The 11064-nt window shown below is 68.6% G+C and carries 10 protein-coding genes; 3 read left to right on the top strand and 7 right to left on the bottom strand.

All coding sequences use genetic code 11. From position 1 onward, the window contains the following. Positions 1-2081, bottom strand: a 2081-nt coding sequence (locus VHS75_RS06840) for a TonB-dependent receptor plug domain-containing protein (RefSeq protein ID WP_329637863.1), incomplete at its 3' end; no start/stop codon positions are given. A 448-nt stretch (positions 2082-2529) separates the two neighbouring features. Here VHS75_RS06840 and VHS75_RS06835 point away from each other — a divergent pair. Beyond that, positions 2530-3036 (top strand): hypothetical protein, encoded by a 507-nt coding sequence (locus VHS75_RS06835; protein WP_329637862.1) that lies wholly within the window; start codon positions 2530-2532, stop codon positions 3034-3036. Positions 3037-3171: 135 nt separating this feature from the next. On the opposite strand, the gene VHS75_RS06830 is transcribed toward VHS75_RS06835, so the two are convergent. Further along, positions 3172-4053: an ABC transporter permease gene (locus VHS75_RS06830; protein ID WP_329637861.1), complete on the bottom strand. Its 882-nt coding sequence runs from the start codon at positions 4051-4053 to the stop codon at positions 3172-3174. Continuing rightward, entirely contained in the window at positions 4050-4973 is a 924-nt protein-coding gene (gene oppB / locus VHS75_RS06825; protein ID WP_329637860.1) for an oligopeptide ABC transporter permease OppB, read from the bottom strand. Before oppB ends, VHS75_RS06830 begins: the two co-directional genes overlap by 4 nt. Positions 4974-5083: 110 nt before the next feature. Here oppB and VHS75_RS06820 point away from each other — a divergent pair, with 110 nt between their 5' ends. Further along, a complete protein-coding gene (locus tag VHS75_RS06820; RefSeq protein WP_329637859.1) occupies positions 5084-5494 on the top strand; it encodes a TIGR01244 family sulfur transferase in 411 nt (136 codons plus the stop codon). Positions 5495-5501: 7 nt separating this feature from the next. Further along, entirely contained in the window at positions 5502-6398 is an 897-nt protein-coding gene (locus tag VHS75_RS06815; protein ID WP_329637858.1) for an MBL fold metallo-hydrolase, read from the top strand. A 3-nt stretch (positions 6399-6401) separates the two neighbouring features. On the opposite strand, the gene VHS75_RS06810 is transcribed toward VHS75_RS06815, so the two are convergent. The 4 genes from VHS75_RS06810 to pdxH form a co-directional block, all read right to left on the bottom strand. Next, positions 6402-6923: a GNAT family N-acetyltransferase gene (locus VHS75_RS06810; protein ID WP_329637857.1), complete on the bottom strand. Its 522-nt coding sequence runs from the start codon at positions 6921-6923 to the stop codon at positions 6402-6404. A 150-nt stretch (positions 6924-7073) separates the two neighbouring features. Next, positions 7074-8720 carry a long-chain-fatty-acid--CoA ligase gene (locus VHS75_RS06805; protein ID WP_329637856.1) on the bottom strand — a complete coding sequence of 549 codons (1647 nt, stop codon included), beginning with the start codon at positions 8718-8720 and terminating at the stop codon, positions 7074-7076. A 94-nt stretch (positions 8721-8814) separates the two neighbouring features. Next, a complete protein-coding gene (locus VHS75_RS06800) occupies positions 8815-10302 on the bottom strand; it encodes an AAA family ATPase (RefSeq protein ID WP_329637855.1) in 1488 nt (495 codons plus the stop codon). Next, positions 10299-10964: a pyridoxamine 5'-phosphate oxidase gene (pdxH, locus tag VHS75_RS06795; RefSeq protein ID WP_329637854.1), complete on the bottom strand. Its 666-nt coding sequence runs from the start codon at positions 10962-10964 to the stop codon at positions 10299-10301. Before pdxH ends, VHS75_RS06800 begins: the two co-directional genes overlap by 4 nt. Between the last annotated feature and the right edge of the window lie 100 nt (positions 10965-11064).

The raw sequence follows: 11064 nt of genomic DNA, 5'->3' as shown, positions 1-11064 counted from the left end.
TGGAAGATGGTGGCGCAGTTGGCGATCTTGGCCGCATTGGCCGCCTGGTTGGCCGCGAGGCCCGCGCAGGGATCCTGGTTGCCGTCGAGAACGACGTTCTGCGGCGCGAACAGTTCGCCGATGTTCGGGGCGCGGACGGCGCGGTTGTAGCCGGCGCGGAAGCGCAGGCCGTCGATCACTTCCCACTCGCCGGCCACCTTGTAGGTGTTGGTGTCGCCGATGGAGGAATAGTCGGAGAAGCGGTAGCCGAGCTCCAGGGACACGTCCTTGGCGAAGGGCATGTCGCTGATCAGCGGCACGCGGGCCTCGCCGAACAGTTCGTAGACATCGAAGCTGCCGTTCACCGGCGGCGCGGCGCCGCCGTTGCCGTTCACCAGGCCGTTGGTCGACAGGAAGTCGGCGACGTTGTCCAGGTGCTCGCGGCGGTACTCGGCGCCGAGGGCGACACCCACGCCCTCACTGGCCCAGGCACTCTTCAGACCGTAGTCGCCGAGCTTGCCGGTGAAGGCCAGGCTGACGATGCGTTCTGTCGAGGTGCCGCTGTTGAAGCTGTTGATCGACAGGAAGTTGATCGCGTCTTTGCCGATCAGCGCCGAGGAGAAGATGTTGGCCGGCACGCAGCCCGCGTCGGGATTGCCCGCCGGGTTGCAGATCGGCGTGCCGTTCGGGCCGGTGATGGCGTTCAGCGACTGGTTGATGCGGGTGGTGTCGAAGTTGCCGGACTGGCGGTTATTCACCACCACCGTGCCGTACTGCATGTAGCCGTCGTAGTTCCAGTTCTTGCCGAGATCGCCCTTCATGCCGATCACGATCCGGTAGTCCTGGTGCCGGAACTGGGTCAGTCGGCCGGTTTGCTCGGCGTCGAGCAGACGGCGCGAGATGGTGCCGGTGAAGGTGCCGCCGGGCGTATTGGCGCAGGTCTGGCCGTTGGCGGCGGTGCCGCCGACGGGAACCAGCAGGCCCTTTTCCTGAGTGGTCAGGAACGGGTTGGCGCAGTTGACGCTGAAGGTCGCGGCGAAGATGCCGCCGGCGGCGATCTGCGCGGTCGACAGGTCGTCCATGAACATGGTGTTCATGTAGACGTCCGCCCAGGGCGCGACCTCATAGTGGGCGAAGGCGCCCAGGTTGTAGCGTTCGTCAGGCCGCACGAAGAAGTTGGCCGGGCCGAAGTTGAACACGTCCGTCGCCACGCGGGGGCGGAAGGTGTTGAAGGTGGTCGGGTCGACCAGGAAGCTGCCGACGCGGGCCGGATAGGCCGTGCCCGAACCCGAGCAGCCGAAGCCGGCCGCCACGGTCGACGCCAGGGTACAGGCGCTGAAGTCGCGGGCGCCTTCCAGGATGGCGTTGTTCTGGCGGTAGGTGGCGTAGGCGGTGACGTTGCCCTTGCCGTCCGGCGCGTTGGCGCCGATGACGAGGCTGACCTCGGAGCCTTCGCCGCCGAACTGGTTGCCGGGAACGGCGTCCAGGGACGGCAGGATCGCGGTCTTCGCGGCAGTGTTTAGGGCGTTCTGGCCGATCGAGTTGTTGTTGTCGTGCTGGTAGCCCGAGTACTGGGCGTCGAGGCGCACGCCCTCGAAGTTCTTCAGCATGATGAAGTTGACGACGCCGGCCACGGCGTCGGCGCCGTAGGTGGCCGAGGCGCCGCCGGTCAGCACGTCGACGCGTTCCACCAGGGCGGCCGGGATGAAGTTCAGGTCGGCGGCGCTGCTACGCGGGGATTGCGGGTCACCCGCCATCAGGCGCAGGCCGTCGATCAGCACCAGGGTGCGCGACGAGCCCAGGCCGCGCAGGTTGACCGTGGCGGTGCCGTTCGAACCGTTGGTGATCGAGGAGCCCTGGCCCGCGAACACCTGCGGCAGCGAGTTGGTGATGTCTTCGATCCGGGTGACGCCCTGCGCCTTGATGTCGGCGTTGCCGACCGTGGTCACGGGCGCGATCGACGTCAGGTTCGGCGACGGGAGGCGCGTGCCGGTCACGACGATTTCAGAGACTTCACCGCTGCCCGCGGCGGCGGCGGCGGCGGAAGCCTGGGTCGCGGAAAGACCCAGGAAGGCCATGCCGCAGATCATCGAGGAGGCCAACAGGCGCTCCCGAGTGTTTTGAATTTTCAAGGTCTAAATCCTCCAGCGGCGGTCTCGAAAGACGCGCCTACCCCCAAACAAATTCGTTCCCAGAAACCCAGTCGGCCCCGGTTACGCTGGAGTTACGGGCGTATCGAACTGCGGGTCAACGAACATTAGCTTTCGGCAATGTTGACGCCGGGAACCTGTCGCATTCTGGTCACAGATTGGGCGTGAGGACCGCAATGCACGCACGTTTCGCCCCCGGAAGGCGCATTTGCCCCTGCCTCGCCGCCCATAAACTGCCGCAACACGGTGAAGCTCCGCCGCCACAAATTCGCCAGACCGGCCCCGCTTGGATCGTACGATTGCGCCCGCCGCATGGGCGGTCTTCTATGTGTCGCAGCAAATCAGTGAGGGCGATCCGATGACGGCTTTTGAGGCTTGGGCGCGCGTGGGCGCGACAGCCATGTTGATCGCAACGTTCGGCGGACCCGCGCTGGCCGCGCCACCGCCGGCCCAATCGCCGGAACGCGCCAAGGAGGTTCAGGAACTGGCCGAGTGCGCCAAGCTCACCGACTCGGCTGCGCGCCTCGCCTGCTACGATAAGGCCGCCCACGCCCTCGACCAGGCCGAGGCCAAGGGCGACGTGGTGGTGGTCAACCGCGAACAGGCCCGCAAGGTGCGCCGCCAGGCCTTCGGCTTCACCATGCCCTCGATCTCGCTCTTCACGCGCGGCGAGAAACCGGAAGACATCGCCTCGACCCAGACCACCGTGGTGTCCGCGCACAAGGCGCTGACCGGCAAATGGGTGCTGAAACTGGCGGACGGCTCGACGTGGAGCCAGGTCGACCTGACCGAGATCCCCATCGATCCCAAGGCCGGCAACACGGTGAAGATCGTCAAGGCCTCGATGGGCAGCTACCTGGCTACCATCGGCAACCAGCGCGAAGTCCGCGTCCACCGCGACGAGTAAAGGATTCCGCTCATCCCGGCGAAGGCCGGGACCCAGATCGGCGAGCGCCGACGCGGCCTGGGTTTCCACCGAGCTCTTCGAGCCCAATCTTGAGTCTTTCCGTCTGGATCCCGGCCTTCGCCGGGACGAGCGGGTCTACCGGTCCTTCGGGTCGATGGCGTCGCGCAGGCCGTCGCCGATGAAGTTGAAGCTCATCAGGGCCGCGACCATCACCGCCGAGGGGAAGATCAGCAGCCAGGGCGCCAGCTCCATGTCCGAGGCCCCGCTGGCGATCAGGCTGCCCAGCGAGGCCATCGGCGGCTGCACGCCCAACCCCAGGAAGCTCAGGAAGCTCTCCGCCAGGATCACCGCCGGAATGGTCAGCGTCACATAGACCACCACCGGACCCAGCAGATTGGGCACGATGTGGCGCGCGATGATGCCGCCCTGGCTGAGGCCCGCCGCGCGCGCCGCCTCGACGAATTCCTTCTGCTTCAGGGTCAGCGTCTGGCCGCGCACGATGCGGCTCATGGTCAGCCACTCCACCGCCCCGATCGCCACGAAGATCAGGATGAAGTTGGAGCCGAAGGTGACCATCAGCAGGATCACGAAGAAGATGAACGGCAGGGAATAGAGCACATCGACGATCCGCATCATCGCCTCATCCAGCCGCCCGCCGACGAAGCCCGCCACCGAGCCCCAGGCCACGCCGATGGCCAGCGACACCGCCGTCGCCACCAGCCCAATGGCCAGCGAGACTCGAAGCCCCATCAGCAGCCGCGCCAGCAGGTCGCGCCCGAGCGCGTCGGTCCCCATCAGGTGGCCGTGTGTCAGCGGCGGGACCCAGACGTCGGCCTTATTCACCTGGTCGTAGCCGAAGGGCGCCAGGTACGGCCCGACCGCGGCGGCTGCCACCAGGAAGGCCAGCACCGCCATGCCCGCCACCGCGCCGCGGTTCTTCAGCAGCCGCCGGCGTGCGTCGTCCCACAGGCTGCGGCCCTTCACGCGCGGCGGCTGTGCAAGCGCCAGCACGCTCACGACAGCCGCACCCGCGGATCCATGGCCGCGGAGATCAGGTCGGCCAGCAGGTTGAGCGCCAGGATCAGGCCGGCGTAGACGATCACCATGCCCATCACGACCGTGTAGTCGCGCTGCAAGGCGCTGATCACAAAGAACTTCCCCAGGCCCGGCAGGTTGAAGATCTTCTCCACCACCAGCGAGCCGGTGATCAGCCCCGCGCAGGCCGGGCCCAGGTAGCTGACCAGTGGCAGCAGCGCGGCGCGCAGGGCGTGGCGCACCACGATGCGGCCCTCCGACAGGCCCTTGGCGCGGGCGGTGCGCACATAGTTGGACTGCAGCACCTCGACCATGCCGGCCCGCGTCAGGCGCGAGATGATGGCGATCTGCGGCAGCGCCAGGACCGTGACCGGCAGCACCATGTTGATCGCCGCCCCGTTGTTCCAGCCGGCGCTCGGCAGCCAGCCCAGCTTCGAGGCGAACGCCAGCACCAGCAGCGGCGCGGTGACGAAGGTGGGCACGCAGACCCCCAGGATCGCCACGGTCATGACCCCATAGTCCGCCGCCCGGTTCTGGCGCAGCGCCGCCAGCACCCCCAGGCTGACACCGATCAGCATCGCCAGCAGGATCGCCGAGCCGCCCAGCTTCAGGGAGACCGGATAGTTCTCCTTCAGGATCTGCAGGACCGACTTGTCCTTGTACTTCAGCGACGGCCCCAGATCGCCGTGCGCTACGCCCGCCAGGTAGCTGAGGTACTGCACGCCCAGCGGCCGGTTCAGGCCGTACTTGGCGCGGATGTTCTGCTCGATGGCCGGCGACAGCTTGCGGTCGGTGTCGAAGGGGCCGCCCGGCGCGGCGCGCATCATGAAGAAGGCTAGGGTCACCACCAGCAGCAGTGTCGGGATCGCCACCAGCAGGCGTCGGCCGATAAAGCGGAACATGGGCGGAAAAGCGCCTCCAGCCGTTCAGCTTTTCAGGGCTGGGCGTTGCGAAACTTCCACCGGCCCCCGATGATGTCAACGAAGCCACGGCCGCTCAATGAAAGACCATCATGACTGACTTCCGACGCGTCACCGACGACTTCACCACGGCGCCGCAGATCAGCACCGCCGACGTGGCCGAGGCAGCTCGCCAGGGCTTCGTCGCCATCATCTGCAACCGTCCCGACGGCGAGGATCCGGGCCAGCCGTCGGCCGCCGAGATCAAGGGCGCGGCCGAGGCTCACGGCCTGACCTACACCCACATCCCCGTGCGCGGCGCGCCGGGGCCGGCCGAGGTGGAGGCCATGCGCCAGGCGGTCGAGGCCGCCGACGGCCCGGTGCTGGCCTACTGTCGCTCGGGCACCCGGTCGATCACCACCTGGTCCATCGGCCAGGCCATGTCCGGCGCCCGGACCCGCGGCGAGCTGGTCGGCCTCGGCCGCGCGGCCGGCTACGACCTCTCCGGCGTGCTGGGCGCCTGAGCCGGACATGATCCCCTACGTCCGCGAGATCGCGTTCGAATATGGCGTCGTCCAGCAGGTCTCGCCGCTGATCCGCCGGGTGGTGGCCAACAATCCGGGGCCCTTCACCTTCAAGGGCACCGGGACCTACATCGTGGGCCATGGCGAGGTGGCGGTGATCGACCCCGGCCCCGACGACCCGGCCCACCTGGCGGCGATCCTGAAGGCGGTCGAGGGCGAGACCGTCATCGCCATCCCGATCACCCACCATCACTCCGACCACTCGCCCCTGGCCGCCGCGCTCAAGGCCGCCACCGGCGCGACCATCTATGGCTGCGCGGTCGCCGGCCATGAGGCGGAGGACACCGGCGAGGTGAAGATGGAGGCCGGCCACGACCACGACTTCCGGCCCGACGTCAGCCTCTGCGGCGGCGGGACCATCCCAGGCCCCGGCTGGACGCTGGAGGCGATCCCGACGCCCGGCCACACCTCCAACCACATCTGCTACGCGCTCGCGGAAGAGAACACGCTCTTCTCCGGCGACCACATCATGGGCTGGTCGACCACGGTCATCACCCCGCCTGACGGCGACATGACCGACTACCTGGAGAGCCTGGCAAAGATCCGTGCGCGGGCCTTCACCACGCTCTGGCCGACCCACGGCCCGCCGATCCTGGAGGTGACGCCGTTCATCGACGCCTATGCCGAACACCGCCAGGAACGCATCGACCAGATCCTACTGGCCCTGGCGGACGGCCCCGCGCGCATCAAGGACCTCGTCCCCAAGCTCTACCGCGACGTCGACGAACGCCTGTGGCCCGCCGCCGCCCGCTCCATGCTGGCGGCGATCATCCACCTCGAACGCGGCGGCGACATCGAAGCCGGCGCCCCACCAGGCCCGGACACGGTCTACCGGCTGGCGTAGCGCCTAAAGCGCCCGCTCCAGCACCACGAAGCAGAGGTCGTCCCGCAGGGGTTTGCCGAAGCGGTCGTCGCCGTAGGGGAAGGCCCGCGTCTCGCCGGTCAGCCCATAGCCGCGCCGTTCGTACCAGGCGATCAGGGTGTCGCGGACGTTGATCACCGTCATCTGCATCCGCCGCGCGCCGCGTTCACGGGCGTAGTCTTCGGCGGCGCTCAACAATGTGCGGCCGAGTTTCCGGTCCTGCCGGTCGGGCCGCACGGAAAGCAGGCCGAGATACCAGACGTCATCCGCCCCCGGCTCCAGCCAGCAATGCCCCTGCAGCTCGCCCGCTTCGTCCCGCCAGGTCAGGATCTGCGCGCTCGGCGTCGCCGCCAGATCGGCGCGCAGGGTGTCCTTGGTGGTCCGTTCGCCCTCGAGATAGCTCTCCACCGTCCAGCTCGCGGCCTCGCCGGTCCCGCGATAGGCCCAGTTCGAGAGCGCCACGATCTCCGCGAGATCGGCCTCGGTCGCGGGGCGTAGCCGGATCATCGCCCCATAACTCCGCTCGTCCCGGCGAAAGCCGGGATCCAGATGGAATGGCGCAGACATGGGCTCGAAAGGCTCAGCGGAAATCCAGCCCGCATCGGCGCTTCGCGATCTGGGTCCCGGCCTTTGCCGGGATGAGCGGATTGAAAGAGCTCAAGCCGTTTCCTTCGCCTTGGCGGTCGGCAGGACGTAGCCCTTCATCCGTTCACGGATCAGCTTCTTGTCGATCTTGCCGGTGGCGCCCAGCGGGATGTCGTCGACGAACACCACGTCGTCCGGCGTCCACCACTTGGCGATCTTGCCCTCCAGGAAGGCCAGGAACTCCTCCTTCGAGGACTCCACGCCCGGCTCCAGCTTGACCAGCAGCACCGGCCGCTCGTCCCACTTCGGATGCGCCGCCCCGATCACCGCGGCCAGCGCCGCCTTCGGGTGGCCCACCGCCAGGTTCTCGATCTCGATGGTGGAGATCCACTCGCCGCCGGACTTGATCACGTCCTTGGCCCGGTCGGTGATCTGCATGAAGCCGTGCTCGTCGATGGTCGCCACGTCGCCGGTGTCGAAGAAGCCTTCGTCGTCGAGGATGTCGCCGCCGTCGCCCTTGAAGTACTCGCCGACCACGAACGGCCCCTTGACCATCAGCCGGCCGAAGGTGGTCCCGTCATGCGGCAGCCGCTCGCCGGCGTCGTTCACCAGCTTCAGCTCAATGCCCACCGGCGGGCGGCCCTGCTTCAGGGTGAAGCGCAGCTGCGCCTCATCGTCCAGGTGCATGGTCTTGCCGGACGGCGTGGCCAGGGTCCCCAGCGGCGAGGTCTCGGTCATGCCCCAGGCGTGGGTCACCGAGACGCCGTAGTCGTCGCGGAAGGCGCGGACCAGGGCCTCCGGCACCGCCGAGCCGCCGATCACCACCCGTTTCAGGGTCGAAAGCCCCAGCTTGTTCTCGCGCATGTGCCCGAGCAGCATCTGCCACACGGTCGGCACCGCGGCGGAGAAGGTCACCGCCTCGCTTTCCAAGAGCTCATAGACCGACTGGCCGTCCAGCTTCTGGCCGGGCATCACCAGCTTCGCGCCCACCGCCGAGCAGGAGAAGGCCAGGCCCCAGGCGTTGGCGTGGAACATCGGCACCACCGGCAGCACCGTGTCGGTGGCCGAGATCCCCATCACGTCCTTGCCCATGGTCACGAGCGTGTGGATGAAGTTCGAGCGGTGCGAATAGAGCACGCCCTTCGGATTGCCGGTCGTGCCTGAGGTGTAGCAAAGCGCCGCGGCGGTATTTTCGTCGAAGTCGCCCCAGACGCAGTCCGGCGAGGCCTCGGCGATCAGGGTCTCGTAGCACAGCGCGCCCGGATAGGCCGCCGGGTCCATGTGGGCCTCGTCGGTCAGCACCACGATATGCTTCACGCCCGGCATCTTGGCGCGATGCTCCAGCAGCACCGGCAGGAAGGTCAGGTCGGTGAAGATCACCCGGTCTTCGGCGTGGTTGATGATGTAGCAGAGCTGCTCGGCGAACAGCCGCGGGTTCAGCGTGTGGCAGACCGCGCCGATGCCCATGATCCCGTACCAGGCCTCGATATGGCGCGCGGTGTTCCAGGCCAGCGTCGCACAGCGGTCGCCCGGCTGGATGCCCAGGGTCTTCAGCGCGCTCGACAGGCGTTTGGCGCGGCCATGCACCTCGGCATAGGTCGTGCGCACGATCGGCCCCTCGACCGAGCGGCTGACGATCTCGCGGTCGCCGTGCCAGTTCCTGGCGTGGTCGAGGATCTTGTCGACCGTCAGCGGCCAGTCCTGCATCAGCCCGTGCATCTTGAAATTCCTCTTGCGCCGGCCCCCGCCGATCTTCCCCGATAGGCTATTGTTATCAGCGTTCAGAAGCAACGCGGCGTAACTTCCCTCCCCGTCAAGGAAGGGAAGCCAACCACGCCGTCGCCGCGGCGTCCGTCGCCTGCGTCGCATCCACCTTCGGCCACCTAACCGCCTGCCCCGCATGCCGTGCGATCTGGTCGCGCAACACCTGCGCCGTCGCGTCGGAGGCGTCCCCCACCCGGCCGCCGACACGGGCCTCAAGCACCTGAGCCGGCGCTTCCAGCCAGGCGCCGTGGAACGGAACCCCGCAGTCAACCGCCAGCGCCTCGGCCCGGGCGCGCAGCGCCGGCTCGGTGAAGGTGGCGTCCAGCACCACCGCCTGGCCGGCCTTCAGGGCGGCGCGGGCCGTCTCGAACACCGTCTCATAGACCCGCGCGTAGAACTCCGGCGTGTAGGTCGCCGGGGCCAGGCGATCCACGGGCCCGGTCCCGGCCAGCCGCTTGCGCGCCTCGTCGGTCCGGATCACCACCGCGCCCGGCGCGCGGCCGAGCCCGGGCGCGATCGCGCGGGCGAAGGTGGTCTTGCCGGTCCCGGAGAAGCCGCCCACGGCCGCCAGCACCGGCGCCGCCGGCGCCAGGTGCGCGATCGCCGCCTCCACATAGGCGCGGCTGAGGTCCAGGTCGCCGGAGTGCGCCGAGACATGCGCCCGCACGCCCGCCCGCACCGACAGCATCAGCGGCAGGGCCGCGAGCCCCTCCCAGAGCCCCTCCGGGAAACCGCGCGCCGCCTCGTCCAGATAGGCCGACAGCACCCGGACCGCCGCGTCGCGCCGGCCCCGGAAGTCGAGGTCCATCAAGAGGAACGCCAGGTCGTACTGCACGTCCAGATCGGACAGCAAGTCGTTGAACTCGATGCAGTCGAACAGCACCGGCTTGCCGTTCTCCACCAAGATATTGGCCAGGTGCAGGTCGCCGTGGCAGCGGCGGGCGAAGCCCGCATCCCGGCGCGCCTCCAGCAGCAGCTTCTGCCGCGCCAGCTCCTCGGCGGTCTTGGCGACCAGCAGCTCCACCCGATGGTGCTCGAGCTTTCCGGTGAGATCGCGCAGCAGATGGGCGTTGGAGCCGACGGTGAAGGCCAGCGCGCTCCACCCGCCTTCGGGCCGCAAGGGCGCTGCGGCGTGGAAGCCGGCGATGGTGCGCCCCAGCGCCTCGGCCATCGCCCCGTCAATGGCGTCCGGATCGTTGGACAGCACCGCGCGATCGTCGAAGCGGCGCATCTCCAGGGCGTATTCGACCGCCTCGCCGTCGCTATCCCAGGCCAGGCCGCCGCCGGCCTCGCGGGTGATGGTCCGCACCCGGCGATAGATGTCCGGCGCCGCGGCGCGGTTGAAGTCCAGCTCCCGGTCCAGCGCCCACTTGCGCCGCGCAGCGGTGGAGAAATCCACATAGCCCAGGTCGACGTTGCGCTTGACCTTCCAGGCCACGTCGCCGGCCAGGAATATCCGCGCGCACGCCGTCTCGATCGCGCGCTCCGATTGGCCGTTCAGCCAGGCGACAAGCTCGGCCTCGTCCGATGCGCTCAAGGAAACAGCCTGTGGGTCGTCCAGCCCTCGCCTGTGCGGGCGAACACCAGCCGCTCGTGCAGGCGGAACGGCCGGTCGCGCCAGAACTCGATGGTCTGCGGGGCGACCCGCCAGCCGGACCAGTGCGGCGGGCGCGGCACCTTGCCCAGGCCGAACTTCAGCCCGAACTCGGCGATCTTCTTCTCGAAAGCCAGCCGGTCGGGCAATGGCCGCGACTGTTCCGAGGCCCAGGCGCCCAGCTGCGCCGGCCGCGCCCGCGTCGCCCAATAGGCGTCCGCCTCCTCAGGCGAGACCGGGGTCACCGCCCCACGCACCCGCACCTGCCGGCGCAGCGACTTCCAATGGAACAGCAGCGCCGCCTGCGGATTGGCCGCCAGCTCGCGGCCCTTGGCGCTGCCGGCGTTGGAATAGAAGACGAAACCGCGCCGATCGGCGTCCTTCAGCAGCACCATCCGCACGTCCGGCAGGCCGTCGGCGTCCACCGTCGCCAGCGACATGGCGTTGGCGTCGTTGGGCTCCTTGCCCACGGCCTCCCGCAGCCAGGCGTTGAACAGCGCGAACGGGTCGTCCTCGCTCAACAGCGGCAGGGGCTCGGCGCCAACCACCTGGCGGACGTAGTCGTCTTCGCTGGGCGACGGCGGGATCAGGGTCTTGTCGGTCATCGCCTGCGATATAGCCCGAGGCTGGCCAAAAGCACGAGCCTCGGCCTCTCCCCCGCGAAGCGAGAGGGAGAGGGTAGGGAGAGGGCGGCGCAGGACTCCT

Origin of the sequence: Phenylobacterium sp., assembly GCF_036264965.1 — a bacterium.
In the GTDB taxonomy this organism is placed as follows: Bacteria; Pseudomonadota; Alphaproteobacteria; order Caulobacterales; family Caulobacteraceae; genus Phenylobacterium.
The sequence above is the reverse complement of the archived record's forward strand: the minus strand, read 5'-3'. Positions and strand labels throughout refer to the sequence as shown.